A 26716-nucleotide genomic window follows, 5' to 3' on the forward strand; every position below is an offset into this window, starting at 1 on the left:
TCATCTCACTCAGGCCAGGCCGCACAAGCCAGGTGGGATCGCTTCAGTTGCCATCGAGCGCGCCATCGTGAGCCACTCGTGGCACATCCGACTGAGATCCGGGGGGCGTTCACTCAACCGGGTGATCTTCTACCGGGCGGGCTTCTCTTTCGGGGATCTTGCCTTCGGCGGGCCCCAATTGGTGCTGTCGTTCTCATATGAGTACGCGGACCGGCCCCACCATCCGCTCCGACGAGTGCGATCTCACCGCGCTGACCAGCGCGTTCGCCAGCGTGGATGCTCACCGCGCTCGGCTGGCACTGGGCGAGAACTGGACACGGCGGTGGACAGCTTCCTGGCAGCTGAACAGCAGCCAGGTCGTCTGGCCGGTCCGAGACCTGGCCTCGGTTCCGGTGCTGGACTCGCAGCCCGTCCGCCGGTTCACCTGGCGAGCAAGGCAACTGCACCGGCCGGGCCTGGAGTTCATGGTCTCCACCGGCCGGCTGCATGGCTTCGAGTCGCTAGAGGAGCGGGATCTGCTACGGGCACTGGACTTTCTGCGGGCTCGGGAAGTGCTGCCGCAGCCGTTCCGTCTGGACTTCGAGCACACGGGCGGACGCTCCGCACACATTCCGGATTTCCTCGCGCTGATGCCGGACGGCAACTGGCTGTTCGACGTCCGCCCGGCCACCCTGGTCAAGGACGACGATGCGGTGAGGTTCGCCGCCACCTGGGAGGTCGCGACCGCGGCCGGCTGGCGCTACACCGTGGTCACCGGCTGGCGCCCCCACGTGGTTGGGGTGCTGGACGCGCTGTCGGCCCGGCGGCGGCCGCGTAAGGATCCGCTCGGCCTGCAGGGTGAGCTCCTGGCTGCCGCAGCCGACGGGCCGCTGTTGTTCGGGGAGCTGGTGGAGGCGACGGCCTGGCCGGAACTGGCCCGGGCGGAGGCCGTTCATCTGCTCTGGCATCGTCGGCTCGGCGTCGATCTGGGAGCCCCGCTTGGCGACCGTTCCCTGGTCTGGGCCGTCGGTCGGCGCCCGGGCCTTCGGCTTCCGGGCCAAGGACGGCGCTCATGAGCCGCAGTGTCATGGTGCTCGCGCCAGGGCTGCGGCTGGAGCTTGGCGGGGTCTGCTTCACAGTCAAGGAATTGGAGCCGCACCTGGGCCGGGTGGTGCTGGTAAATGCGGATGGCAGCCTCAGCCGACGGTCATTGCGCTGGCTGGCCAACCACCCGGACATCAGGCCGATCCCGGCACCAGGGGAGACAGTCCGGCCTGCGCGGGACCGGCGAGGCGCGGTGCTCTCGGATCTGACGCCCGAACAGGTCCGGCAGGCCCGGATCCGCGCCGAGCACGTACTGGAGGCTGAGACCGGGTTCAGGGCCGGGCACCCGGAGCGAGCCCAGCCCGGGGAGCCCCGGCTCGGCTTCGACCCGTTGGTGACCACGGTCGGCGATCGCCGCCGCGCGAAGGCGGCCGAGCTGCGGGAACTGCCGGAGATCGAGGCGAAGGCACTGGGCCTGCGGTTCATGAGCGTGCGCTCGCTCGAACGCCTGGGCCGCAACACGGGCGAGGACTTGGTCATGGCCTGCGCGGACGGCCGGTGGCTGCGGACGGGCGGTGGCCGGCCAAGCATCACGAAGGAGATCCGGGAGGGGATCTTCGCCGTCAGGCAGGAGTGCTTGGAGAGGTCGCGCATCACCATGGCCGCCCGGCACGTTCTGTTGCACCAGTACGTCCGGGAGGTGTTCCCGGACTTCCCGGCCGAGGAGGTGCCCAGCTGCAAGACGCTGGGGCGGGTCTGGAGGGAATGGTTCGGGCCGGACGGTTCCAGGCAGCGCTACGTCCGCACCGCCGAGATCGCGCAGGCAGGACGGCGGGTGGTGGTGCACCGGCCGGGCCAGGTCGTCGCGCTGGACTCGACGCCGCTGCCGGTCAAGCTCCGCGAGCACGTGTTCGGGGAGCCGGTGTCTGTGGTGCTGTCTCTGGCGCTGGATCTCTACACGCACTCGATCGTCGCGTTCCGGCTCACGCTGGTGTCGGACACATCGGTGGATATCGCGATGCTGCTGCGGGACGTGATGATGCCGCTGCCGATGCGCGAGGGCTGGGGCGAGGACATGGAGTGGCCCTACCCCGGGGCGCCGGCCACGCTGGTCGCGGAGTTCGCCGGCCACAAGGTCGCGGCCCTGCCGTTCTTCGCGCCGGAGACGGTCACCACCGACCACGGCGGCCCCTACAAGAGCCACCAGATCGTCGCCGCAGAGCGGGCGATCGGATGCAGCATTCTGCCCGCCCGGACGCTCCGGGCTCACGACAAGTTCGCCGTCGAGCGGGTCTTCTCCTCGATCAAGACCCTGTTGCTGGAGCACCTGCTCGGCTTCACAGGCACCGACGTCGCCGACCGCGGCGCGGACCCCGAGGGCGAGGCGGTGCTGACGATCACCCAGGCGGAGCATGTGATCGCGACCTGGGTCGTCCAGGTCTGGCAGCGGCGCCAGCTCGGCGAGTACGCGCCGGTCTGGGCTCCGGACGGGCCCCACAGCCCGAACTCGCTGTTCGCTGCAGCCTCCCGCCAGGGCGGCCTCGACCTGGAGATCCCGGGCAGGGAGCTCTACTACAAGCTCCTTCGGTCCCACCACGTGAAGATCCACCGAGGCCGGGGAGTGAAGATCCTCGGGCTCTACTACTGGGCAGACGTCCTGGACGAGGACCGCTTTCACGGCCCGTCCTCGCGGGGTGGCCGGCACAAGGGCAAGTGGGTGGTCCGCAGTGACAGCAGAGACCGGCGTGAGGTGTTTTTCCAGGACCCCGATGCCCCTGAGTCCTGGCACACCCTGCGTTGGACGGGGCTGCCGCCCGAGGGTGAGGTCCCGGCGTTCTCCGACCTCAATGCGGAGGCTCTGCTCGACCAGATCCGCCAGGCTGGGTTGAAGCCGCGCTCGGACGCCGAGCTGCTGCCGGTGCTGCTGGACATCCTCGGTTCCGTGATCCCCGTCGCCCAGTGGCCATCGAAGATGCAGAAGCGGGAGAAGACGGCGCGCTCGCGCCGGGCCGCTCAGGCCGCGCAGGCCGCAGCCGACCGGCCCCAGCCCGCTCAGAGCAGCGAACTGCCCCGGGTGGTCGCCCTCCGCGTTGAGGAGGCCGGCATCGCGCAGGCGGTCGACGCCGAACGGCGACGGCGGCGCGAGGCCTTGCCAGTCCGGCGTCCTGTCCCGCCGCCGCGGCTGGGCGACAGCCTGCGGCGTCGCAGCCTCTTCCTCCTCCCATCCGAGACCGACGATTCCGCGCAACCGCTTGAGGACCACGCATGAGCGACGACACTGTGCCGCCGCACCCGCTCGCGGAGATCTTCGGTGTCAAGCCGCCCCGCCGGGACACCTGGGAGGGCTGGCAGTACTACCGCCTTCACCGTCGCTCCTTTGCTCCGGCCCCCCGCCTGACTCTGCGTCAGTGGCGGACCATGAGTGACCGGGACAAAGCCCTCCATAACTGGCACCGTGCGGCGACCCACGTCAACCAGCCGCTGCTGGAGACCCCGATGTCGGCACGAGTTGCCCGGTTGCTCCACCGGCGGATCGAGGGCAACGCGATGCGGCGCACGGCCGCGACCTGGTCGGGGGTGATGGTCTCCGGCCTCGGATTCCTCGGCAAGACCGAGACTGTCTGCGACACCGCGGCGGAGTTCGAGACCGGCTTCCTGGCGGCGGCTGGCTTCCTGATCCCCGGCGCGGGGGCGGGTCTGCGCTCGTTGCACTCCCCGGTCGCCTACGTCCAGACCCCGGTCACGGCGAAGCCGAAGAGCACCTGCGAGGCGATCCTGGACTTCTTCGGTGCCCCCACGAAGGGCCTGACCCTGCCCCAACTCGTGCGGCAGGTTGCATGTTCGCTGGACGAGCACGGCGTCCGCGTGCTGATCCTGGACGACATCACCCGGCTGCGGATGCACCGGGCGGACGATCAGGATGCCCTGGACCTGGTGAGGGCGTTCATGAGCATGAACGTCACCCTAGTCCTGGTCGGTGTCGACATCCCGCGTTCTGGCCTGCTGCGGAAGGCGAACTGGGATGCGAAGAACCGGCAGTGGGTGTTCCCACCTTCTGAGAGCAACCGCGTTCACGGCCTGGAGGTGACCCAGACCGAGCGCCGCTTCGACCTCGTGGAGATCGGCCCGTTCACCTACTCCACCAACAGGGGCATCGCGGCCTTCGAGGACCACCTGGCCGGGTTGGAGGACGGCCTGCGGCTGTTCAAGGCCCGACCAGGGATGCTCACCGCCGGCAGCATGCCCGAGTACCTGTTCCGCCGCACGGACGGCGTCGTCGGTCTGCTCACGCGGCTGATCGAGGACGGAGCCGCCGAGGCGATCCGCAGCGGCCGGGAGCTCCTGGACGAGGCTCTGCTCGACACGGTCACGATCAGTCTCGGCGGGCTGGGGCGTGATCCGGACGCCGGGGAGATCCCCGCCGTCCCCGCCTCCGACGCACCGAAGGAGAGCCCGGCCCGCAAACGGTCGCGCGGGCGCAACACGGTGTTCGACGACCACGGCCCCCGCGCCGCCGCACAGGGATGACGGGGGTCGTGGACGTCCGCGCACCCGCTCCCCTGCCTCGAAGCCTGGACCCACTGGCCGGGGAGAGCCTGAGCGGGTTCCTCCTTCGGCTCTCCCACCACCTCGACCTTGCGCCCGGCATCCTGATCCGCCACACCGGGCTGGCCCGGAAACACGTCGCCACCGCCCAGCGCCTGCTGATGCTGGAGACCCCCGTCCTGAAGCCTTTCGCCCGCTGCACGAAACTGACCGAGGCCGAGGCCGCAGCCCTCACATTCCGACCTCTCTTCGGCCGGTTGCCACCCGTCACGAAAGCCTTGACCCGCTCCGGCGGGGAACTGCGTCCGGTCAGCAGTGCCGCCAACGGCCTGCTGCTGAACTCCAGCCGTTACTGTCCCGCCTGCCTGGCGGGCGATGGCAGCGACATCCAGAATCGCCACGGCGGCCCCTGGAAGCTTCATTGGCGCATCGGGATGGTCTTCGCCTGCCTGACCCACAACGCCCTACTGGAAGATGCCTGCCCGTCCTGCCTGGCACCGGCCCACGGAGAGCGCACAGCGCCACTCGTTACCCGGCAGCACCTGGCCGGTCTCCACCCAGCTCAGTGCCGGTCTCACTCCGGGACCGGCAGGTTCGAAGTCTGCGGGCAACGGCTGGACCTGCCTGGCGATCGGCTCCCACGCCCGCTCTCGGAGCAACTCGCTGTCACCCAGCGCAGGATCCTCCGTCTTCTGTCACCCGAAGCCGACCCCCGCCACGCCTCGGCCTCGCTCAGCGATCTTGAGCTCACTGCGGGGATGATCTGCGCGACCTGGCCGACAGCAGCTGCGCTGGCTGAGTTCGAGCTCCCACCGGGCATCGAGGCTGCGGTCGCCGCCAGCACGAAGTCGGGTGGCTACGGCATAGTGGGCACCGCCTCTCCCCCGAGCGCCGTCAGCGCGACCGTCCTCGGCATCGCCGACACCCTGCTCGCCAAGCCCCGTGCCGTCTTCCGGCGTCTCCTCGCGGAGATCCTCCAGTCGGTCGACAGGCGGCACTTCAGCCTGGGAAGCAGAAACACGTTCGTCCTCAAGGAGAACTGCTCACCTCTGGTCCGGCACGACCTCCAGCACGCCCTGGTCCAGCGCTTCCCAGCCCATGGGTCACTGCCAGCTGCTGCCCCGATTTTCACCGGAGCCGCCGCCGCCAGGCGCGGCTACCTTCCCGAGCACATCCCCCAGCGGCTGCCAGGCTCATGGGCACGCGCACTGCGCTCAGCCAACAGCCCAACTCTCAGAACCGAGCTCTGGACTCGTCACACTCTTCCGATCCACCTCGTCCAGGGCGTTACGGGGATGCCGTTCAGGGAAGCTGCCTGGTTCCTCGGTGTCCCGGTGACCTGGTTGAAACCGCGGTTTGCCCGCCTCGACCTGAGAGACAACACCAGCGCAATCGGCAACGTCCTGCTCGCTGTCACCCTCGACCTCCTCGCCGAGCACATCGCCGGCCTCGACCATCCGGCCGACTTCGACAAACGCCGTCAGCGGCTTGCCTTCTGGTCCCTTCCACAGCGGGACTGGCTGGCCATCACCGAAGGCTTGCCGCCGCTGGACGAGATCTTCCCGTCCATTCCGACCGAGCTGATCGGCGAGTGCGCGTCCGCCTACGTCTGGGCTCGAGTCACCGGAAGCAGTTGGTCACTCGCTCCCTGCTTCCGGCCGCCCTTCACCACACGCGATCTCCAGATCGACGAGCGCTCCGAGGCGCACACGATCCTCTCCGCCGTTCACAACCCGGTAGGGAACGGCAGCCGCGGTCTTCAGGCCGCCTTGAACGACTACGCGGATAGTTTGGCGCTCAGGCTCCCAGACCAGCAGTGACGCCGTCGGCGACCTCGGAAGATTTCAAGTCCAGTGAGACGGTCGTGACGTTATGAGGTTTGTGGTGCGGGTTCCCTGCGCTTGGCGGGGTCGTTGATCCACGCGGCCTTCGGGATCTCGGGTGGTCTGGGGCGGCGGCCGAAGCGTTCGGGGTGCCGAGCGTAGGCCTCGGCGAGAGTGGCGGCCCGCTGGTCGCGGACCTGGTCGGCGGTGCCGAAGTGCACGCTGGCGGGCGTGTGGTAGCCGATGCCCGAGTGCCTGTGCTCGTGGTTGTAGTACGAGATGAAGGCGTCGAACCATTCCCGGGCGTGGGCCAGGGAGTCGAACCGCTCGGGATAGTCGGCCATGTACTTGGTGGTCTTGAACTGGGCCTCGCTGTAGGGGTTGTCGTTGGAGACCTTCGGACGCGAGTGACTCCTGGTGACGCCGAGGTCGATCAGCAGCTGGGAGACCTTCTTGGAGGTCATCGAGGTGCCCCGGTCGGCGTGAACGGTCTCGGGGACGATGCCGTTGCGCGCGATGGTCTCGCGGATCAACTCCTCTGCCCGCTCTGCGGATTCGGCCAGCTCGACGGTGTGGCCGACGATGTAGCGGCTGAAGATGTCGATGACGACGTAGGCGTGGTACCAGATGCCCTTGCTGGGGCCGGCCGCTTTGGTGCTGTCCCAGGTGAACACCTGGGAGGGGCCGTCGGCGACCAGTTCGGGCACCGTCTTGGCCGGGTGGGTGGCCTGGCGGCGGCGCTCACCGGACTGCCCCCGCTCGCGCAGGATCCGGTACATCGTGGAGACCGAGCAGTGGTAGCGCCCGGTGTCCAGCTCGCGGGCCCAGATCTGCGCGGGCGGCAGTTCGGCGTACTCGGGGCTGTTCATCAACTCCACTACCGCAGCGCGCTCTTCGGCTGTCAGGGCCGATGGCTGGACCTGGGGCGACCTGGGCTTACGTGCGGGTGGCGGCTTCAGCCTGCGGTAGTGGGTGGCCCGGGAGCGGCCGGTCAGCCGGCACGCGGCCGTAGTGCCCAGCTCATGTTCGACGGCGGTGAACGCCTCGGCCACGACCGGGTCGGCGGCGTGCCTCAGTCCGCGCTCTCGGAGATCATTTCCAAGAGCGCGGATGCTTTTCCCAGGACCTCCAACGCGGCCTTGTTCCGGGCGAGTTCCTTCTCCAGCCGTTCCACCTGCCGGCGCAGTTTCTCGTTCTCGGCCTCAGCGGCGGACTTCTTCGGGCGGGCCGGGCTCGTGCGGCGGTCGGCCAGGTTCTCCAGGGCCCCGGCATCGCGTGCGGCCCGCCATTCGGTGACGTGGGAGTGGTACAGGCGCTCGCGGCGCAGGACCGCACCCCTTTCCCCCTCGGGCGCGGCGTCGTACTCGGCGACGATCCGCAGCTTGTACTCGGGACTGAACGTGCGGCGCTTCGGCCTGGGAGCCGGGTCAGCTGCAGGCGGATTGGTGCTGGTCATCAGGGGTGGAACTCCTACTCGGGCCCTCTCAGGCTACCCCGACAAAGCGGGACGTCTCACCCAAGGCTGACAGAGAGGGCCTCCAGACGCCACTCTCAGTAACCGCTCCCCCAAGGCTCGCCAACTATCGTGTCCGAGATCCGCCAACAATCCTGTCTCACTCATCCAACGACGGGGCCAAACCGCTTAGTGTCTCGCCAACTAGCGTGTCCGGTCACAGCTGTGACTGTCAGCGATGGTTGGCGGCCGTGTGCTCAGGAGTCCTGGACGAGCAGCCTGCCCTGGGCGCCGTCCTCGGACACGAAGGCGAACACCCTCGGCGACGCGCCGAGGTTGAGGTGGAACGGCACCCAGTTCGAGTCCAGCTGCAGCAGCAGCCGTCAGGGGCCGCCGTCCGGCCAATCCTCGCCTTGGAAGAACAGCGGTGTTCCGCCGATCTTGTCGCCGTCGATCCGCTCGACGTAGCGGTCCCGGTCGGCAGAGGGCAGGGCTTCGAGTTCCTCATCCGTCATGGAATCGGGCTCGTCGACCGGGCGGAGGTTGACGGTGAACTCCACCGCCGCCCCCTCGCGGCCGTAGAGTCCGGGTCCGGTCGCCAGCGGGCGCAGCGGGCCGGTGTAGTCCCCACCCGGCTGCACGATGACCGCGTTCTCGCCCCCGTCGGGGTCGATGACGTCGGGGTCGAAGAAGTCGTCCTCTTCGTGATCGGCGTGAGTCACGAAGACGTAGGCCATCTTCCCCTGGCTGGCCGCTCCGAGTACCGGGCCCAACTCGATCTGGGCGACGAACCGCATCGGCCGGTTCCATGCCGCGCTGATCGGCCACTGCGGGCCTGTCAGCCACACGGGCCGGCCGCCGAACTTGGTGGCTGGAGTGGTGACCGGCTTGCCGGGCGCGGAGAAGCCCTCGATGCGCAGTGATCTCACCATGCCCGGCATCCTGCCAGCGATGGCGGACATCACTGCCGCGGTTGCCTCCTCCGCCACCGCGGCCACTGCCGTGCCAGGACCTGCCCCCCCGGTGATCACCAGTCGTCAGACGTCTCGCTGATCCAGCGCCAGATGTCGTGCTGACCCGACCGAGAAACCGCACGTCGAGTAGCACCGTTGGCGACAAGTAGCCGGCTGAGTCGCAACGGTCGAGCCGGGACACGACAGGTGGAACCTGGCCGGGCGTATGGAACTACCGGAGCCGGGTCGCAGTCCGGACAAGGTCGGCGACGGCTCTGGACCGACTGTGCGGCGGCCAGGCGATCACGGTGGTGACGTCCGGCGCGTCCAGCACGGGCACGGCGGCGAGGTCACCGTGCAGTTGGGCTCGGCACGACTCCGGTGAGACCGCGCAAGCACGGCCGAGCGCGACGAGCTGCAACAACTGCGCGTGGTCGCGGACCTGCGGGCCGGGGCCGGGCGGGTAGGTGCCGTCCGGGTCGGGCCAGCGTGGCAGGGGCAGGCCGGGCAGCCCGGTGATGTCGGCCATGTGCACATGGGCCCGGACGGTGAGCGGATGCCCGGCCGGCAGGACCACGACCTGGCCCTCCGTGCCGAGTTCCTCGGTGTGGAACCCGGCCGTCGAGTCGAACGGCCGGTGCAGTAGCGCCACGTCGGCCCGGCCCTCGCGCAGAAGTCGTTCCTGCTCGGCCGGGCCGCACAGGATGACGTCGACGGGGACCGCGCCGGGTTCGGCGGCGTACGCGTCCAGCAGTTCCGCCAGCAGTTCGCGGGACGCGCTGGCCTTCGTGACCAGGACCAGGCCGGGACGGCCGGTCGGGGGAAGGGCGGCGCGGCGGGTCCGGCGCTCGGCCGCTTCGACCGCGTCGAGGGCCGCCCGGCCCTCGACCAGCAGCACCGAGCCGGCTTCGGTCAGCGTGACGGTGCGGCTGGTCCGATCCAGCAGCGCTGCCCCGAGCCGGCGTTCGAGCTGCTGGATCGCCCGTGACAGCGGCGGCTGTGCGATCCCGAGCCGCTGCGCGGCGCGCCCGAAGTGCAACTCTTCGGCGACAGCGACGAAGTAGCGCAGTTCCCTGGTCTCCATCCGGCCACGGTACTCCGGATCGATACCTGGAAGGTATCGTTGCCCACCCGATCGGTCTTGGACCCCCGCCGGGGCCCGAGAGCAGCATGGTCCCCATGAGCGAACGAACGATTGCGCTGGTCACCGGCGCGAACAAGGGAATCGGCTACGAGATCGCCGCAGGCCTGGGCGCCCTCGGCTGGAGCGTCGGCGTCGGCGCCCGCGACGATCAGCGCCGCAAGGCCGCGGTGGAGAAACTGCGCGCGGCCGGCGTCGACGCGTTCGGCGTACCGCTGGACGTGACCGACGACGCGAGCGCGACAGCCGCCGCACGGCTGATCGAGGATCGGGCCGGGCGCCTCGACGTGCTCGTCAACAACGCCGCCATCACAGGCCGCATGCCCCAGGAGCCCACCCGCGTCGACCCCGCCACCATCCGCACGGTCGTGGAGACCAACGTCATCGGCGTCATCCGCGTCACCAACGCGATGATGCCGCTGCTGCGCCGCTCCGCCTCACCGCGGATCGTGAACATGTCCAGCAGTGTCGGCTCCCTCACCCGGCAGTCAGGGACCGCTGGTGAGCTGACCACAGGTCCGGTGGCCGTGGCGTACTCGCCGTCGAAGACGTTCCTGAACGCCGTCACCCTCCAGTACGCCCGGGAGCTGAGCGGCACGAACATCCTGATCAACGCCGGCTGCCCCGGCTACGTCGCGACCGACCTCAACGGCTTCCGCGGCGTGCGCACCCCCGAACAGGGCGCGGCGATCGCCATCACACTCGCGACCCTGCCCGACGGCGGCCCGACCGGCCAGTTCTTCGACGACGCCGGCGTCGTGCCCTGGTGACGTGCGCGGCGGTCCTCACCCGCGCGGCCACCAGGGTGAGGCCGCTTCGCCCGCGCGCCTCGCACAGGTTCATCGACTGCTTCGGCCGCCCCGGCCGACGCTCCGGTGCTTGGGGCACAGCTCGAACCCACCCGCCAACTGCGGCTTCCGGTCACACCGGCGGACCGATCAGGATCGGAGAAGCACCCCGCCCGGGGCCCCGCCTAGCGTTGTGGCCATGAGCGACATCACCATTCACTGGACCTTCCTCCCGCACACCGACCCCGAGGCCTCCCTCGCCTTCTACCGCGATCTGCTCGGCTTCGAGGTCCGCAACGACGTCGGCGGCGGCGCGATGCGCTGGATCACCGTCGGCCCCGCCGACCAGCCGGGGGTCTCCCTCGTGCTGGAGCCGCCGGCCATCGACCCGGGCGTGACCGAGGACGAGCGCAAGACCATCACCGAGATGATGGCCAAGGGCACCTACGCCCGGCTGGTCCTGGGCACCGCCGACCTGGACGGCCTCTTCGACCGGCTGAAGTCCGGCGGCGCCGAGCTGGTGCAGGAGCCGGCCGAGCAGCAGTGGGGCGCGCGCGACTGCGCCTTCCGCGACCCGGCGGGCAACCTGATCCGCTTCAACGAGGTCCGCTGAACCGCCCGCCGCACCACCGAGCCGCCGCATGAGGGCCCCGCCCCGCGGACCGGCCGGACCGGCTCCCCCGATTCTGGTTGGATCGAGGGGATCACCGCCGACCGTGACCGCGGGGTCGGGCCCGCCCGATCGACAGGGAGAGACGACGACCATGCCCAAGAGGACGGACGCGCAGCCCGTGCCGGACCCCGCACCGCAGCCCGCGCCGCACCCCGCGCCCTCCGCCGCGCCGCACCCCGCCGACAGCCACGACCTGATCCGGGTCCACGGCGCGCGCGAGAACAACCTCAAGGACGTCAGCGTCGACCTCCCCAAGCGCCGGCTGACGGTCTTCACCGGCGTGTCCGGTTCGGGCAAGAGCTCGCTGGTCTTCGACACCATCGCCGCCGAGTCCCAGCGGCTGATCAACGAGACCTACAGCGCCTTCGTCCAGGGCTTCATGCCCACCCTGGCCCGCCCCGAGGTGGACGTCCTGGAGGGCCTGACCACCGCGATCATCGTCGACCAGCAGCGGATGGGCGCCGACCCGCGCTCCACCGTCGGCACCGCCACCGACGCCAACGCGATGCTGCGCATCCTCTTCAGCCGCCTCGGCACCCCGCACATCGGCTCGCCCAAGGCCTTCTCCTTCAACGTCCCCTCGATCAGCGGCGCGGGCGCGGTCACCGTCGAACGCGCCGGCAAGACCGTCAAGGAGCGGCGCAGCTTCAGCATCACCGGCGGCATGTGCCCGCGCTGCGAGGGCCGGGGCAGCGTCTCCGACATCGACCTCACCCAGCTGTACGACGACAGCAAGTCGATCTCCGAGGGCGCGATCACCATCCCCGGCTGGAAGGTCGACAGCTGGTGGACGGTCGGCGTCTACGCCAACTCGGGCTTCCTCGACCCGGACAAGCCGATCCGCAGGTTCACGAAGAAGGAGCTGCAGGACTTCCTGTACCGGGAGCCGACCAAGGTCAAGGTCAACGGCGTCAACCTCACCTACGAGGGCCTGATCCCCAAGATCCAGAAGTCGATGCTGTCCAAGGACAAGGACGCCCTGCAGCCGCACATCCGCGCCTTCGTCGAGCGTGCCGTCACCTTCACCGCCTGCCCCGACTGCGAGGGCACCCGGCTCAGCGCCGCCGCCCGCTCCTCCAAGATCGCCGGGATCGGCATCGCCGACGCCTGCGCGATGCAGATCAGCGACCTCGCCGCCTGGGTCCGCGGACTGGACGAGCCCTCGGTGGCGCCGCTGCTCACCACCCTGCGGGAGACCCTCGACTCCTTCGTGGAGATCGGCCTCGGCTACCTCTCGCTGGACCGCCCGTCCGGCACCCTCTCCGGCGGCGAGGCCCAGCGGGTCAAGATGATCCGCCACCTCGGCTCCTCGCTCACCGACACCACGTACGTCTTCGACGAGCCCACCACCGGCCTGCACCCGCACGACATCGACCGGATGAACCGGCTGCTGCTGCGCCTGCGGGACAAGGGCAACACCGTGCTGGTGGTCGAGCACAAGCCGCAGACCATCGCGATCGCCGACCACGTGGTCGACCTCGGCCCCGGCGCCGGCGCGGCGGGCGGCTCGGTCTGTTACGAGGGCGGCGTCGACGGGCTGCGGGCCGCCGGCACCGTCACCGGCCGCCACCTGGCCGACCGGGCGCCGCTGCGGGAGAACGTGCGCAAGCCCACCGGGCAGCTGGAGATCCGGGGCGCGAACACCCACAACCTGCGGGACGTGGACGTGGACGTCCCGCTCGGGGTGCTCACGGTGGTGACCGGGGTGGCCGGCTCCGGCAAGAGCTCGCTGATCCACGGCTCGATTCCGGCCGGCGAGGGCGTGGTCTCGGTCGACCAGGGCGCGATCAAGGGTTCGCGGCGCAGTAACCCGGCCACCTACACCGGGCTGCTCGAACCGGTCCGCAAGGCCTTCGCCAAGGCCAACGGCGTCAAGCCGGCCCTGTTCAGCGCCAACTCCGAGGGCGCCTGCCCGACCTGCAACGGCGCCGGGGTGGTCTACACCGACCTGGCGATGATGGCCGGGGTGGCCACCACCTGCGAGGACTGCGAGGGCAAGCGCTACCAGCCCGCCGTGCTGGAGTACCGGCTCGGCGGCCGGGACATCGCCGAGGTCCTGGCGATGCCGGTGACCGAGGCCGAACGGTTCTTCGGCTCGGGCGAGGCCGCGCTGCCCGCCGCCCACCGGATCCTGGCGCGGCTGGCGGACGTCGGGCTCGGCTACGTCAGCCTCGGCCAGCCGCTCACCACGCTCTCCGGCGGCGAACGGCAGCGGCTCAAGCTGGCCACCCACATGGCGGACCGGGGCGGCGTCTACGTCCTGGACGAGCCGACCACCGGCCTGCACCTGGCCGACGTCGAGCAGCTGCTCGGGCTGCTGGACCGGCTGGTCGAGTCCGGCAAGTCCGTCATCGTGATCGAGCACCACCCGGCGGTCATGGCGCACGCCGACTGGATCATCGACCTCGGCCCGGGCGCCGGCCACGACGGCGGCCGGGTGGTCTTCGAGGGCACCCCGGCCGAGCTGGTCGCCGCCCGTTCCACGCCGACCGGCGAGGCCCTGGCGGAGTACGTCGGTTAGGGCTCCAGCGGAAGGGACATCTCCAGGATCCGCGCCGAGGCGTCCAGCACGTACGGCGTCTCGCCCCCGGTGTACGCGAACCCGCGCCGCAGGTAGAAGGCGGCGGCGCGGGGGTTCGCCTCGTGCACCCCGAGCAGCATCCGCTCGGCGCCCCGCCCGCGCGCCCAGGCGAGGGCCGCGTCCAGCATGGCGTCCGCGACGCCGCGCTCGCGGCCGCGGTGCGCCGGGTCCACCCAGACGCCGATCAGGTCGACGGCGCCGGCCTGCTCCCTGTGGGCGGCCGACAGCATGGTGCCGACCCACTCCCCCTCGGCGTCCACCGCGACCAGGCCGACCTTGTCGGGCTCGTTGACCCAGTTCGTCCGGGCCCGCCAGGTGCCCTCGCCCTGGTGCCGCGCGTCCTCGTGGGTCTCGCCGAACGCCATCGGGGTGTCGAGGAGTTGGGCGAGGCGCACCTTCCGCAGGCGCTGCCAGTCCTCGCGGCCGATCCGCTCGATCCGGTACCGCACGTTCTCCGCCGCCACGTTCGACCCCGCCACGTCCACCTCTGCCGCACCGCGCGTCGGTCCACATCGGCACGGCACCGCCTCCGTCACCGGTGATCACCGGTGACGGAGGCAGGATAACCGGAGCCCGGGTCAGGGGCCGGGGCGGACCGGCGTCACGACTCGGTGCGGACCGGCGTCACGGCTTGATGCGAACCACCTGCGGGTCGTGGTCGCTCGCCTGCTGGGCGAACTCGGAGTTGATGTGCACCACGTCGTACTTGGCGTAGCCGACCTCGGGGCTGACCAGGATGTGGTCCAGCACCTGGGAGTTGCCCTGGTAGACGTAGGAGTACTGCTCGGTCTCCGGCAGCTCGTTCACCAGGTCGCGCAGCACGCCGCCCTTGGTGAGCGCGGCCAGCGCGGGCGAGAACTGGTAGTCGTTGAAGTCGCCGAGCGAGACCACGCGGGCCTGCTTGTCGGCGGCCAGCAGCCGCGCGACGAAGGCCTGCTCGACGGTGGCCTGCTTGACCCGCTGCACCTCTGAGCTGCGGGTCGGCTGCTGGAACCGGCTGTCGATGCCCTGGTCACCGCCCTTGCTGTTGAAGTGGTTGGCGATCACGAAGACCTTCTGGCCGCGGAAGACGAACTGGCCGACCAGCGGCTTGCGGCTGTTGGTCCACGCCTCGTCGTTCGGCTCGATCCGGCCGGGCGAGGCGGTCAGCGCGGTGGCGGCGCCGGTGCCGGTGACGCCGACGGCGGTGGTGGCGTCGCCGCCCGCGATGTCGGTGAAGGAGACCCGCTGCGGGTTGAACAGGAAGACCTGGCGGATGTTGCCGCCGGGCTCGCCGCCGTCCTTGCCGTCCTGCGGGTCGATCGAGCGCCAGTCGTAGGCCGGGCCGCCGGCCGCCTTGATCGCGGCGACGAACTTAGCGACGGTCTGGCTCGCGCCCACCGTGCCGTCGTTCTTGGAGCCGTTGTCGTCCTGGATCTCCTCCAGGGCGACGACGTCGGGCGAGCGCAGGTTGGTGACGATGCCCTGGGCGAGCTGGGCGAACTTGGCGTCCGGGTTGTTCGGCGCCAGGTTCTCCACGTTGTAGGTGGCGAGGGTGAGTTCGCGGTCGCCCGGCTGGGCGGTGACCTCGCGCTGGAGGTGGTTGTCCTTCAGGGTGCCCACGGTGCCCGCGACGAGCGTGTAGCCGCCGAAGTTGTTGTAGTCCAGCGGGCCGGTGGTGACGCCGGTCAGCTCGTCGCCGACGTTGGCCACCGGGAAGGGCTGCTGGGACACCGGCGCCTGCTGCTGGATCATCAGGCGGCCGACGTTGGGCTCGCGGTAGGACTCGTACAGCACACCGCCGCGGCGGCTGCGCTGGTCCTGGCTGTCGGCGGCGACCCACAGCTCGTTGTACTTGTCGGTCGCCTGGATCACCCGGACGTCCTTGACCTGGACGAGCATGCCCTCCAGGGACTCGTAGAAGTCCAGGGCGTACTTCTCCGGGTCGAGCTTCCCACCGTCGATGGTGCCGTCCGCACCGGCGGCCGGGGCGTAGGTGCCGGGGATGTTGCGGGTGTCCACGACGACCGGGGCGGGCAGCGGGTTGCCGGAGGAGACGACCGTGACGCCCGGGGCGGAGATCTCGGTGACGGACTGCGAGCCGCCGGAGAAGTTCGGGTAGTACTCGGTCACCTTGCCGCTGACCAGCACCGAGTCGCCCACCTTGACGGTCGGGTTGCCGCCGGTGAAGACGAAGACGCCCTCGCTGGTGGCCGGGTCGGCGTCCGGGTTCGGGTCCTGCATCCAGAAGCCCTTGGAACTGCCGTACGCGCGCACGCCGGTGACGATGCCGGGCACGCCGGTGACGGGCTTGCCGGTCTGCGGGGATATCCGGGTGGTGCCCTGGACGTCGTGGATCCGCAGCGGGCCGGCCTCGGTCGGGGCGGGGGTGGCGGCGCCGGCGGCGTTGGCCACCGGGAGCGGGACGAGCACCAGCGAGGCGGCCAGCGCGGCCGGGATCAGGGCGGCGCGCAGCAGGGTTCCGCGCGAACGGGGTGCGGGGGCGGTGGTCACCGGGGCAGGACTCCTAGCTCCGTCGTGCGGCACGGGTCGTGGCACGGCGGTCCGGGCGGAGGCGCGCTTCGTGCGCGCGCTACTCGCGTAGAGAAAGCAGGGGACGGACGCCCGCCCCCCGCGGCGCCCCTCAAGATACGCGCGTAGAAAATGCCCCGACAAGACCTCGTCAGTGAACTGTCGGTTCCGCCCAGGTGACTTGACCGCCAGTCAGCCCGCCCTGCTCACGGCCTGCTCACAGCCCGCTCCCAGCGGACTCCCAGGAAGCCTCGATCCGCTCCACGACCAGCTCGCACAGCTCGTGGGTGCGCAGCGCGTCGTGCGCGTCGAGGGTCTTGCCGGTGCGGACGGCGTCCAGGAACGCGAGCACGCACTGCTCGATGCCGCGCTGACGGGCGACCGGCACCCAGTCGCCACGACGGCGGACGGTCGGCTGGCCGCGGTGGTCGATGACCTCGGCCAGGTTGTGCACCTCCCGCTTGGAGTCGCCGCCGGAGACCTCCAGCACCTCCTCCGTCGAGCCGGACAGCCGGTTCATGATGCCCAGCGCCGTGAACCCCTGCCCGCCGAGGGTGAGCACCACGTGCTCGACCAGCCCGTCGCGCACCCGCGAGCGGACGTCCACGTGCTCGATCTCGCCGGGAGCCAGGAACCGGAGCAGGTCGACGACGTGGATGAAGTCGTCGTAGACCAGGGTGCGGGCGGCCTCGGGCAGACCCTCCCGGTTCTTCTGCAGCACGATCAGATCGCGCGGGCGCTCCTTCGCCTGGACGTAGCCGGGCGCGTACCGCCGGTTGAAGCCCACCATCAACGAACGGCCCGTCCGGTCGGCCAGGTCGACCAGCCGACGGGCCCCGTCCACGGTGTAGTCGAGCGGCTTGTCCACGTACACGTCGATGCCCGCCGTCAGCAACTGCTCCACGATCGGCACGTGCTGAGCGGTGGCGGCATGCACGAACGCCGCCCGGATCCCGCTCCCGATCAACTCCCCGAGATCGGTGAACCGCTGCTCCGCCGGGACCCGGTACGCCTCGCCGATCCGGTCCAGCTTCACCCGGTCCCGGGTCATCAGCCGCACGTCCAACCCCGGCAACGTGCCCAGCACCGGCAGATACGCCTTCTGCGCGATGTCACCGAGCCCGATCACCCCGACGGGGAGCGGGTGGTCGGCAGCAGCGGTCTCGCTCATGGGGCCCCTTGGGACGAGTCGGGAGGTCCTGGCCGTACAGACACGTACGACCATACGGACGATCAACGGTCCCACCCTATGCGTCCGGCAGCGCAGGCGGCCGGGAGAGGCTGCCCGAGGGACCTCCGGCCGCCGCTCACCACGTGGCCGCGCGGCTCCTTCCGGACGTTCCGGCGCGCTACGCGCTCGTGGCGGCCGCCTCGGCGAGGGCGTCGAGGACCGGGCGGATCAGCGGGTGGCCGTCGGCGCCGGCCCGGACGGCGGCGAAGACCCGGCGGGTGGCGAGCTCGCTGTCCACCGGGCGGACGGCGACGTGCCCGAGGTCGACGCCGCGCAGCGCCGAGCGCGGCACCAGGGCGACCCCGGCGCCCGCCGAGGCCAGGGCCACGACGGCGCGGAAGTCGTCGGAGGAGTGCAGCAACCGGGGCTGGAACCCGGCGTGCTCGCAGGCCAGCAGCACCACGTCGTGGCAGGGGTTGCCCGGGTAGGGGCCGATCCAGGGCTCGTCCGCCAGCGCGGCCACGTCGAGCGGGCCCGCCTCGCCGGCCAGCCGGTGGCCGAGCGGGAGGACGGCTTCGAAGGGCTCGGCGTACAGCGGCACCCGGGTCAGCCGGGCGTCGTCGGCCCGCGGGGCGCCGCGGTACTCGACGGCCACCGCGAGGTCGGCCCGGCCGTCCAGGACCATCGGCAGGCTGGCGTCGCCCTCGGCGTCCAGCACCTTGAGCCGCACCCCCGGCGCGCGTTCGCCGAGCAGGCCGATGGCGGGGGCGAGCACCAGCCCGATGCCGGTGGCGAAGGAGGCCACGGTGACCTCGCCGGAGACGCCCGCACTGTAGGCGGCGAGGTCGGCCTCGGCGCGTTCCAGCTGGGCGAGCACGACGTCGGCGTGGCCGAGCAGGATCTCCCCGGCGGCGGTCAGCCGCACGCCCCGACCCTCGCGGGCGAGCAGGTGGTGCCCGGTCTCCTGCTCCAGGGCGGCCAGCTGCTGGGAGACCGCGGAGGGGGTCAGGTAGAGGGCGGCCGCCGCGGCGGTCACGGTGCGGTGGTCCGCCACGGCCCGCAGGGTCCGCAGCCGTCGTGCGTCGATCACAGGCCAATTCTGCCAGCGCGGCGGAGCGAACCGGACGGAGTGACGGGGACGGGGTGAAGGGGACGGAGCCGGCGCAGCGGACCGAACGGACCGAACGGACCGGACGGAGCGGACGGAGCGGACGGGACGGGGACCGCGCTTCCGGACGGCGGTACCACCAGTGGCGTATTTCCGGACAAGACCGCTCCCGTTCGTTGACCACCGGCCCGGACGGCGCTTGGCTCGTGACCGACCGGGCCGCGGGGGTCGAGCGGGCCCGGCACCGTCGTCTGGGGAGGATGATCGATGACCACCGCACGCACCCGCCGCCGACTGGCCCGTACGACCTGCGTCCTGGCCGCCGTCACCGCCGTCGGCGCCGCGATGCCCGCCGCCGAGGCCCGGCCGCCCAAGGGCGACACCGCCCGGGTCAGCGAGGGGCCGAAGGGCGAGGGGCTCGACCGCGAGTCCTTCGCGCTCGGCCTGAGCGGCGACGGCCGCCTGGCCCTGTTCTCGTCCTCGGCGACGAACCTGCTGCCCGGCGGTGCCGGCGCCGGGGGCGACATCTACGTCCGCGACCTGCGCAACGGGCACCTCCAGCGGGTCAGCGTCGCCGACGACGGCGCCTCGCTGAACGCGGGCACCGGCGATGCGGCGATCAGCGGCGACGGCCGGTACGTCGTGTTCGGCACCCGCGCGACCAACCTGCTGCCCGCACTGCCGAAGCACGCCAACGACATCTACGTCCGGGACCTGTGGACCGGCCGCACCGAGCTGATCACGGCCGCCGACGGCACCTCCGGCGCGGGCGACGACCAGAGCCCGTACACCGGCTACAACCCGGCGATCAGCTGGGACGGCCGCTACGTGACCTACTCCTCCGACCGCACCGACCTCGCCCCCGGCGTCCGCCGCGGCAAGTTCAACATCTTCGTCACCGACCGCTGGACCCACACCACCAGGGTGGTCTCCACCGGTGCCGACGGCGGCCCCGCCGACAACAGCTCCTACCGTCCGACGATCAGCGCGGATGGCAGCCGGATCGGCTTCAACTCCTGGGCCGGCAACCTGCTGCCGCCCGCCCAGACCCCGCCCGCCGCCACGGCTGCGGCGGCCGACTCCGCCGGCACCCCCGACGCCACCGGCGCGAGCGCCCGGCTGGCCGGGCTGCGCGCCTACCCCTACTACGTGTGGGACGCCCGCACCGGCCGGACCGTCGGCGCCAGTCTCGACGAGGCCGGCCAGTTGCGGGGCAGCGGCACCGACGGGGAGATCAGCCCCTCCGGCCGCTACGCGGTCTACGCCCTCTTCCAGCCGGGCGGCAGCCCGGGCTCGCACGGCCGGCACACGGACGTCTTCCTGCACGAGCTGGCCACCGGCAAGGTCACCAAGGTCAGCACGCCGCTGCCCGGCACCACCGACATCAACTCCTCCTTCGACGGCACGATGTCGCTGGACGACCGGGTCTTCTTCGCCTCCGAGGCCGACGACCTGGTCCCGGACGACACCAACCAGCAGACCGACATCTTCCGCTACGACCCGCGGACCGGCCGGACCGACCGCGTCTCCCTCACCCGGGACGACGCGCAGAGCACCGCCGCGTCCTACTTCCCGAAGGTCGACGCCTTCGGCACGACGCTGCTCTTCACCGCCGACGACGGCAACCTCGTCCCGAGCGACGACAACAAGAACGCGGACGTCTTCCGGCGCCGCCTCTGAATTGGCCTGATCTGCCGCTTTCGATGGCCTGACTCCCTTTCGGCATACGTTTGTCGACGTATTTTCCGCCGAGATCACCCGGTGCCGTTGACCACCGCGCCTCCCGGCGATTGGCTCTCCCCGAGCCCGTCGTCGGGAGGGAGCCCGGCGCAGAGGGCGATCACCGGGGAGGACCACGCCCATGACCCGCACCGCTCGTACCGCGCACACCGCCCGTACCACCCGCAACCGGTGGCTGGTCGGCGGCGGCAGCGTCCTCGCGTCCGCCGCCGTGCTCGCCACCACCGCCGTCCCGGCCCAGGCCGCCCCGGCGCCGCGCGGCACCGTCCAGGTCAGCGTCGGCCTGAACGGCGCCGTGCCGGACAACCAATCGTGGAGCAAGGGGATCAGCGCGGACGGCCACTACGCCCTGTTCACCTCGTGGGCCACGAACCTGGTGGCCCAGCCCGCGAAGAGCGGCCGCGACGCCTACGTCCGCGACCTGCGGACCGGCCGCAGCGAGCGGGTCAACCTGGCCGACGACGGCAGCGTCCTGAACGGCTTCACCGAGAACGCCGCGATCAACGCCGACGGCCGCTACGTCGCCTTCGAGAGCGACGCCGACAACGTGCTGCCCGGCCTTCAGGTGAAGGGACGCACCGAGGTGTACGTCCGCGACCGCCGGACCGGCCACACCGAGCTGGTCAGCGGCGGGCTCACCAGCACCGACGCGGACACGTTCCACGCCTCCTACGCGCCCTCGATCAGCGCGAACGGCCGCTACGTGGCCTTCGTGTCCTCCCGGACCGACCTCGTTCCGGGCCTCCAGGGCACGGACCCCTCGCTCACCAGGCCCTACACCTGGGACTACAACATCTACGTCACCGACCGCTGGACCGGGAAGACCCGCCTGGTCTCCCTCGGGGTGGACGGCAAGCCGGGCGACAGCATGTCCCTCAACCCGACCATCAGCGCGGACGGCCGCACCGTCGGCTTCACCTCCTTCGCGTCCAACCTGGTGCCGGCCGAGCAGACCCCCGCACTCGCCGCCGCGGCCACGGCCACCGCGGACGCGACCCCCGGTACGGCAGCCGCGACCGCCGATGTCGAACTGGCCCCGGGCACCGCCTCCGCCCTGCCCCGCAACGCCCGGGCGGGCCTGGCCCAGCCGAACCTCGCCCGGCCGACCACCGGCGCCTACTACACCTACGACGTGGCGTCCGGCCGGACCTCCGCCGCGAGCCTCGACGCCGACGGCAAGCTCGGCTTCGCCAGCTTCGACGCGACGATCAGCCCGGACGGGCGGCGCGCCGTCTACGCCCTGCCGGAGCCCGGTGGGTCCACCAGCGGTCACCGGTACCACCTGGTGCTGTACGTCCGGGACCTCAAGAAGGGCACCGTGACCAAGGTCAGCGGCGGCCTGCCCGGCACCACCTCGGTCGGCACCTCCGACCACGGCAGCATCACCGCCGACAACCGCTGGATCTACTTCTCCTCCGCCGCCGACAACCTGGTCGCCGGCCCGCAGCACGCGGGCTGGGACGTCTACCGCCAGGACCTGCGCACCGGCCGCACCGAGCGGGTCGCCACCGCGCCGGACGGCTCCTCCGGCAACGGCTCCTCGGTCGACCCCTTCGTGGACGCCCACGGGAACGCCGTGGTGTTCGGCTCGACCAGCGGCAACCTGGTCGCCGGCACCAACGGCCCGGCGAGCGACGGCTACCAGGTCTTCGCCCGTACCACCGGCCGCCCCGGGGACGGCGACGGCGACGGCGACGACCAGGGCCAGGGCCAGGGCCAGGGCCAGGACGACGAGGACTGATCGGATCGCCCCGGGTTGACTGCCCCCTGCGACCCCGGCACCCCAGGCAACCCGCCGGCCCCCCGGAAACCGCGAACGGGGGCGGGACGTCGGCCGGGCCGGCGTCCCGCCCCCGCGGCGGGAGGGTGGGGCAGGTGGTTGGGGGCCGTGCGGCGGAGAGGCATCGACGCGCCTCCGCCGCACGGCGGTTCATGAGCCCGCGGGCCGGTCCGGTTCCGAGCGGACCGGCCCGCGGGCAGTCGGTGCGGGCCCCTGCCGGGCCCGATCGGTGCGGGGCGTCGCCGCAGCGCGTCACCCCACGGGGGCGCTACTCCCCCAGCGCGGCGCGCGCGTCCACGAAGGCCGCGACGGCGCGCTCGACGTCCTCGGTGGAGTGCGCCGCGGACAGCTGCACCCGGATCCGGGCCTGGCCGTGCGGGACCACCGGGTAGGAGAACCCGATCACGTACACGCCGCGCTCCAGCAGCAGTTCGGCGAGCTTGCCGGCCTTGGCCGCGTCGCCGATCATCACCGGGGCGATCGGGTGGTCGCCGGGCAGGATCTCGAACCCGGCCTCGGTCATTTTCGTGCGGAACAGCGCCGTGTTGGCCGCCAGCCGCTCGCGCAGCTCGCTGGACCGCTCGACCAGGTCGAGCACCTTCAGCGAGGCGGCCGCGATCACCGGGGCCAGCGAGTTGGAGAACAGGTACGGGCGGGAGCGCTGGCGCAGCAGGGCGACGATCTCCCGGCGGGCGGCGACGTAGCCGCCGGAGGCACCGCCGAGGGCCTTGCCGAGGGTGCCGGTGATGATGTCCACGCGGTCGGTCACGCCGTGCAGCTCGGGGGTGCCGCGGCCGTTCGGGCCGACGAAGCCGACGGCGTGCGAGTCGTCCACCATGACCATGGCGTCGTAGCGGTCGGCCAGGTCGCAGATCTCCCGCAGCGGGGCGACGTAGCCGTCCATCGAGAAGACGCCGTCGGTGACGATCAGGCGGCGGCGGGCGTCCTGGGTGTCCTGGAGCTGCTTCTCCAGGTCGGCCATGTCGCGGTTGGCGTAGCGGTGGCGGCGGGCCTTGCTGAGCCGGATGCCGTCGATGATGCTCGCGTGGTTGAGCGCGTCGGAGATGACGGCGTCGCGGTCGTCGAGCAGGGTCTCGAAGACGCCGCCGTTGGCGTCGAAGCAGGAGGAGTAGAGGATCGTGTCCTCCTGGCCGAGGAACGCCGAGAGACGGTCCTCCAGCTCCTTGTGGACGTCCTGGGTGCCGCAGATGAAGCGGACCGAGGCCATCCCGTAGCCCCAGCGGTCCAGGGCGTCCTTGGCCGCGGCCAGCACCTCGGGGTGGTCGGCCAGGCCGAGGTAGTTGTTGGCGCAGAAGTTCAGCACCTCTCCCGGCTTGCCGCCGCCGGTGACGGTGACCGCGGCGCTCTGCGGGCTCCCGATCACCCGCTCGGGCTTGAACAGGCCGGCCTCGCGGATCTCCTCGAGGGTGGCGGCGATGTCGGCGCGCACGTTGTCGAACACGACAGGCTCCTTTTGCGTCGGCGGGGTGGCTCAGGCGGTCCAGTCGAGGATGATCTTGCCGCAGTTGCCGCTCGCGGCGTCCTCGAAGGCGGCCTCGAAGTCGGTGGCGGGGTAGCGGCCGGTGATCACCGGGCTGAGGTCCAGGCCGCCCTCCAGCAGCACGGACATCGCGTACCAGGTCTCGAACATCTCGCGGCCGTAGATGCCCTTGATGGTGATCATCGAGGTGACGATCGAGGCCCAGTCCACCGGGAACTGCTCGGCGGGCAGGCCGAGCATGGCGATCTTTCCGCCGTGGGTCATGTTGGCGATCATCGACTGCATCGCCTCGGGGCGGCCGGACATCTCCAGGCCCACGTCGAAGCCCTCGCGCAGGCCGAGCTTCTGCTGGCCCTCCTCGATGGTGTGCTCGGCGACGTTGAGCGCCAGCGTCACGCCGACCTCGCGGGCCAGGTCGAGCCGGTACGGGGAGACGTCGGTGATCATCACGTTGCGGGCGCCGGCGTGCTTGGCGACGGCGGCGGCCATGATGCCGATCGGGCCCGCACCGGTGACCAGCACGTCCTCACCGACCAGCGGGAAGGACAGCGCGGTGTGCACGGCGTTGCCGAAGGGGTCGAAGATCGCGGCCACGTCCAGGTCGACCGGCACCCGGTGCACCCAGACGTTGGAGGCGGGCAGTGCCACGTACTCGGCGAAGGCGCCGTCGCGGTTGACGCCCAGGCCGACGGTGTTGCGGCACAGGTGGCGGCGGCCGGCCTGGCAGTTGCGGCACTTGCCGCAGACCAGGTGGCCCTCGCCGCTGACCAGGTCGCCGATCGCGATGTCCGCGACGCCTGCGCCGATCTCGGCGACCTCGCCGACGAACTCGTGCCCGAGCACCAGCGGGGTCCTGATGGCCTGCTGGGCCCAGCCGTCCCACGTGCGGATGTGCAGGTCGGTGCCGCAGATGCCGGTCCGCAGCACCTTGATCAGCACCTCGCCGGGGCCGATCTCGGGCTTCGGGACGTCGATCATCCAGAGGCCGGGCTCGGCCTGCTGCTTGACGAGTGCCTTCACGGGCGACGGCTCCTGACGTGCGGGGGGACGGCCTTCGGGGGTCGGGCAGGCCGAGGTGGCCCGGTTCGGCCGCTCCTGACGGGCGAACTCCGGGCAGGCAGCAATCTGCCTGGTGGGAGCGGGTGCGGTCCATCGAGGAATTCTTAAGGGCGGCCACAGCTGGGCTGAACGATCGTGCCCGAGCGGCGCCCGACGGCGGGTGCGGCGTGCCGGTGCTCACTCGTCCGGCCGAGCGCGGGTCGGCCGTCGCGACACCAACCGGCGAACGCCCCGGGGTACTTGACACCGCCCCGCCAGCGGGGTTGGGGCACCCGGCTGACGGTGGGCCCGTTCGGATCAGCCGGGAGCCGACCCGCGCGCGGCCGGGAGGCGGCGGTGCTTACGGTGGCGGCGCTCCCCCTCGGCCCCGTGGAGCGGCGCCCCGGCTCCGCGGAGCGGCGGCTGCGGGGCCCTCCGCCACGGGGCCGTCCGCCCCAGAGAGGCGCTGTCCACACCATGACCGAGACCTGCCGGCCCCGACCGGCCGCTGCCCGCTCGGGCACCGCCCGCACGGCCGCCGCCGCCCTGGCCCTGACCGCGCTGCTCGCCGGCGCGGCCTGCTCCGGCGACCCGAAGCCCGCCCGGCCGGCCGGCGACCCGGCCGTCGCCGCCGAGCCGGCCGCGCTCAGCCCCTCGCCCACCACCTCGGCGAGCGTGTCCCCGGGCGCGGTGGTGCCGCTCACCCCGGCCGTCACCTCACAGCTGGACTCCACGATCCAGCAGGTGCTGGCCCGCACCGCCGTCCCCGGCATCTCGGTCGGGATCATCACGCCCGGTGGGACGTACCAGAAGTCCTTCGGCATCGCCGACAAGACCACCGGGGCGGCGATGGACCCCGGGCTGTACTCCCGGATCGGCAGCGAGACCAAGACCTTCACCGCGACCGCCGTGCTGCGGCTGGTGGACCAGGGCAAGGTCAACCTGGACGCCCCGATCTCCGCGTACGTCGACGGCGTGCCCGGCGGCGACGCGATCACCGTCCGCCAGCTCGGCGAGATGCGCAGCGGCCTGTTCCCGTACAGCTCCGACCCGGACTTCGTGAACGCGCTGATCAGCGACCCGAACCGGGTGTTCACCCCGGACCAGCTGCTCGCCTACGGCTACCAGCACCCCGCGGTCTTCCCGCCCGGCACCCAGTTCCAGTACAACAACAGCAACTACATCATCCTGGGCAAGCTGATCGAGCGGGTCGGCGGGCAGACGGCCGGCGCGTTCCTCCAGGACCAGGTGTTCACCCCGGCCGCGCTCGCCCGGACCAGCTTCCCGGTCGACGGGACCATGCCCGACCCGCACGCCCACGGCTACACCGACCAGACGCCCACCGGGGCGATCGAGGACGCCACCAACTGGAACCCCTCCTGGGCCTGGACCGCCGGCGCCGTCATCACCACCCTCGCCGACCTGGAGAGCTGGGCCAGGACGATGGCCACCGGCGCGCTGGTCACGCCCGCCACCCAGGCCGAACGCCTGAAGACGCTGCCGACCGGCGACGCCGGCGTCACCTACGGCTTCGGGCTGTTCGACAACCACGGGTGGATCGGGCACAACGGCTCGATGCCGGGCTACGAGAGCGTGGCGGTGTACCTGCCGCAGGCCCAGAGCACGCTGGTGATGCTGCTCAACACCGATGTGCTGTACCAGGGTTCCGAGCCGTCCTCGGTGTTCGCGAACGAGATCACCAGGATCATCTCGCCGCGGAACGTCTACTCGCTCCCGCCGGCGACGGCCGCGCCGTCGGCACCGGGCTCGGGGTCGGCGTCGGGCTCGGGGTCGGCGTCGGCCTCAGGCTCGGGGTCGGCCTCAGGGGCAGGCTCCCCCTCCCTCCCCGCGGGCAACTCGACCTCCACCGTGCGGGCTTGAGCCCC

Annotated in this window: 20 protein-coding genes; 10 read left to right on the forward strand and 10 right to left on the reverse strand. The window is 71.4% G+C overall.

What is annotated here, in order from left to right; translation table 11 throughout:
* Window positions 1-197 precede the first annotated feature (197 nt).
* From AB0Q99_RS00675 to AB0Q99_RS00690, 4 genes are read left to right on the forward strand one after another with little or no spacing between them, the layout of a single operon-like run.
* Window positions 198-1055 carry a TnsA-like heteromeric transposase endonuclease subunit gene (locus tag AB0Q99_RS00675; protein ID WP_363567011.1) on the forward strand — a complete coding sequence of 286 codons (858 nt, stop codon included), beginning with the start codon at window positions 198-200 and terminating at the stop codon, window positions 1053-1055.
* Window positions 1052-3292 (forward strand): transposase, encoded by a 2241-nt coding sequence (locus AB0Q99_RS00680; RefSeq protein WP_363567013.1) that lies wholly within the window; start codon window positions 1052-1054, stop codon window positions 3290-3292. Before AB0Q99_RS00675 ends, AB0Q99_RS00680 begins: the two co-directional genes overlap by 4 nt.
* Window positions 3289-4551, forward strand: a complete 1263-nt coding sequence (locus tag AB0Q99_RS00685) for an AAA family ATPase (RefSeq protein ID WP_363567015.1) — start codon at window positions 3289-3291, stop codon at window positions 4549-4551. The genes AB0Q99_RS00680 and AB0Q99_RS00685 overlap by 4 nt, the downstream gene beginning before the upstream one ends.
* An 8-nt stretch (window positions 4552-4559) precedes the next feature.
* Window positions 4560-6389 (forward strand): TniQ family protein, encoded by a 1830-nt coding sequence (locus tag AB0Q99_RS00690; RefSeq protein ID WP_363567016.1) that lies wholly within the window; start codon window positions 4560-4562, stop codon window positions 6387-6389.
* 50 nt (window positions 6390-6439) lie between these two features.
* On the opposite strand, the gene AB0Q99_RS00695 is transcribed toward AB0Q99_RS00690, so the two are convergent.
* The 4 genes from AB0Q99_RS00695 to AB0Q99_RS00710 form a co-directional block, all read right to left on the reverse strand.
* Complete coding sequence (locus tag AB0Q99_RS00695) at window positions 6440-7444, reverse strand: IS3 family transposase (RefSeq protein WP_363567017.1); 1005 nt, start codon at window positions 7442-7444, stop codon at window positions 6440-6442.
* 20 nt (window positions 7445-7464) lie between these two features.
* Window positions 7465-7848 (reverse strand): transposase, encoded by a 384-nt coding sequence (locus AB0Q99_RS00700; protein WP_363567019.1) that lies wholly within the window; start codon window positions 7846-7848, stop codon window positions 7465-7467.
* A 380-nt stretch (window positions 7849-8228) separates the two neighbouring features.
* Window positions 8229-8834 (reverse strand): hypothetical protein, encoded by a 606-nt coding sequence (locus AB0Q99_RS00705; protein ID WP_363567021.1) that lies wholly within the window; start codon window positions 8832-8834, stop codon window positions 8229-8231.
* Window positions 8835-9030: 196 nt separating this feature from the next.
* Entirely contained in the window at window positions 9031-9882 is an 852-nt protein-coding gene (locus AB0Q99_RS00710) for a LysR family transcriptional regulator (RefSeq protein ID WP_363567022.1), read from the reverse strand.
* A gap of 95 nt (window positions 9883-9977) precedes the next feature.
* On the opposite strand from AB0Q99_RS00710, the gene AB0Q99_RS00715 reads away from it, so the two are divergent.
* From AB0Q99_RS00715 to AB0Q99_RS00725, 3 genes are all read left to right on the forward strand, one after another.
* Window positions 9978-10709, forward strand: coding sequence for an SDR family NAD(P)-dependent oxidoreductase (locus AB0Q99_RS00715; RefSeq protein ID WP_363567023.1), 732 nt, complete (start codon window positions 9978-9980; stop codon window positions 10707-10709).
* 217 nt (window positions 10710-10926) lie between these two features.
* A complete protein-coding gene (locus AB0Q99_RS00720; protein WP_363567025.1) occupies window positions 10927-11340 on the forward strand; it encodes a VOC family protein in 414 nt (137 codons plus the stop codon).
* Window positions 11341-11491: 151 nt separating this feature from the next.
* Window positions 11492-13921 (forward strand): excinuclease ABC subunit UvrA, encoded by a 2430-nt coding sequence (locus AB0Q99_RS00725; RefSeq protein WP_363567027.1) that lies wholly within the window; start codon window positions 11492-11494, stop codon window positions 13919-13921.
* Here the strand turns inward: AB0Q99_RS00725 and AB0Q99_RS00730 are convergent.
* The 4 genes from AB0Q99_RS00730 to AB0Q99_RS00745 form a co-directional block, all read right to left on the reverse strand.
* The gene (locus AB0Q99_RS00730; RefSeq protein WP_363567028.1) at window positions 13918-14460 is read right to left on the reverse strand and encodes a GNAT family N-acetyltransferase; all 543 of its coding nucleotides are present in this window, start codon (window positions 14458-14460) and stop codon (window positions 13918-13920) included. The genes AB0Q99_RS00725 and AB0Q99_RS00730 overlap by 4 nt on opposite strands.
* A gap of 145 nt (window positions 14461-14605) precedes the next feature.
* The gene (locus AB0Q99_RS00735; RefSeq protein ID WP_363567030.1) at window positions 14606-16474 is read right to left on the reverse strand and encodes an endonuclease/exonuclease/phosphatase family protein; all 1869 of its coding nucleotides are present in this window, start codon (window positions 16472-16474) and stop codon (window positions 14606-14608) included.
* A gap of 235 nt (window positions 16475-16709) precedes the next feature.
* Window positions 16710-17663: a Gfo/Idh/MocA family oxidoreductase gene (locus tag AB0Q99_RS00740; RefSeq protein WP_363567032.1), complete on the reverse strand. Its 954-nt coding sequence runs from the start codon at window positions 17661-17663 to the stop codon at window positions 16710-16712.
* A 178-nt stretch (window positions 17664-17841) separates the two neighbouring features.
* On the reverse strand, window positions 17842-18753 hold the full coding sequence (locus AB0Q99_RS00745; protein ID WP_363567034.1) for a LysR family transcriptional regulator: 912 nt from the start codon (window positions 18751-18753) through the stop codon (window positions 17842-17844).
* Window positions 18754-19038: 285 nt separating this feature from the next.
* Between AB0Q99_RS00745 and AB0Q99_RS00750 the strand changes: the two genes are divergently transcribed.
* Both AB0Q99_RS00750 and AB0Q99_RS00755 read left to right on the forward strand, forming a co-directional pair.
* Window positions 19039-20451, forward strand: a complete 1413-nt coding sequence (locus AB0Q99_RS00750; RefSeq protein WP_363567035.1) for a hypothetical protein — start codon at window positions 19039-19041, stop codon at window positions 20449-20451.
* 181 nt (window positions 20452-20632) lie between these two features.
* Window positions 20633-22252 (forward strand): hypothetical protein, encoded by a 1620-nt coding sequence (locus tag AB0Q99_RS00755; protein WP_363567037.1) that lies wholly within the window; start codon window positions 20633-20635, stop codon window positions 22250-22252.
* Between the two features lie 307 nt (window positions 22253-22559).
* Here the strand turns inward: AB0Q99_RS00755 and AB0Q99_RS00760 are convergent, their stop codons facing one another.
* Complete coding sequence (locus tag AB0Q99_RS00760; protein WP_363567039.1) at window positions 22560-23753, reverse strand: glycine C-acetyltransferase; 1194 nt, start codon at window positions 23751-23753, stop codon at window positions 22560-22562.
* 30 nt (window positions 23754-23783) lie between these two features.
* Window positions 23784-24812: an L-threonine 3-dehydrogenase gene (gene tdh / locus AB0Q99_RS00765; RefSeq protein WP_363567041.1), complete on the reverse strand. Its 1029-nt coding sequence runs from the start codon at window positions 24810-24812 to the stop codon at window positions 23784-23786.
* A gap of 495 nt (window positions 24813-25307) precedes the next feature.
* Here tdh and AB0Q99_RS00770 point away from each other — a divergent pair, with 495 nt between their 5' ends.
* Window positions 25308-26711 (forward strand): serine hydrolase domain-containing protein, encoded by a 1404-nt coding sequence (locus AB0Q99_RS00770; RefSeq protein WP_363567043.1) that lies wholly within the window; start codon window positions 25308-25310, stop codon window positions 26709-26711.
* The last annotated feature ends 5 nt before the right edge of the window (window positions 26712-26716 follow it).

It is taken from the genome of Kitasatospora sp. NPDC086791 (assembly GCF_040685975.1).
Classification (GTDB): Bacteria; Actinomycetota; Actinomycetes; order Streptomycetales; family Streptomycetaceae; genus Kitasatospora.

Bases quoted from the DNA above. Each gene is read 5' to 3' on its own strand.
- AB0Q99_RS00750 (WP_363567035.1), top strand. From the start codon at position 19,039: ATGACCACCGCACGCACCCGCCGCCGACTGGCCCGTACGACCTGCGTC.
- AB0Q99_RS00770 (WP_363567043.1), top strand. From the start codon at position 25,308: ATGACCGAGACCTGCCGGCCCCGACCGGCCGCTGCCCGCTCGGGCACC.
- AB0Q99_RS00755 (WP_363567037.1), top strand. From the start codon at position 20,633: ATGACCCGCACCGCTCGTACCGCGCACACCGCCCGTACCACCCGCAAC.
- AB0Q99_RS00725 (WP_363567027.1), top strand. From the start codon at position 11,492: ATGCCCAAGAGGACGGACGCGCAGCCCGTGCCGGACCCCGCACCGCAG.
- AB0Q99_RS00685 (WP_363567015.1), top strand. From the start codon at position 3,289: ATGAGCGACGACACTGTGCCGCCGCACCCGCTCGCGGAGATCTTCGGT.
- AB0Q99_RS00740 (WP_363567032.1), bottom strand. From the start codon at position 17,663: ATGAGCGAGACCGCTGCTGCCGACCACCCGCTCCCCGTCGGGGTGATC.
- AB0Q99_RS00710 (WP_363567022.1), bottom strand. From the start codon at position 9,882: ATGGAGACCAGGGAACTGCGCTACTTCGTCGCTGTCGCCGAAGAGTTG.
- AB0Q99_RS00680 (WP_363567013.1), top strand. From the start codon at position 1,052: ATGAGCCGCAGTGTCATGGTGCTCGCGCCAGGGCTGCGGCTGGAGCTT.
- AB0Q99_RS00675 (WP_363567011.1), top strand. From the start codon at position 198: ATGAGTACGCGGACCGGCCCCACCATCCGCTCCGACGAGTGCGATCTC.
- AB0Q99_RS00700 (WP_363567019.1), bottom strand. From the start codon at position 7,848: ATGACCAGCACCAATCCGCCTGCAGCTGACCCGGCTCCCAGGCCGAAG.
- AB0Q99_RS00715 (WP_363567023.1), top strand. From the start codon at position 9,978: ATGAGCGAACGAACGATTGCGCTGGTCACCGGCGCGAACAAGGGAATC.
- AB0Q99_RS00720 (WP_363567025.1), top strand. From the start codon at position 10,927: ATGAGCGACATCACCATTCACTGGACCTTCCTCCCGCACACCGACCCC.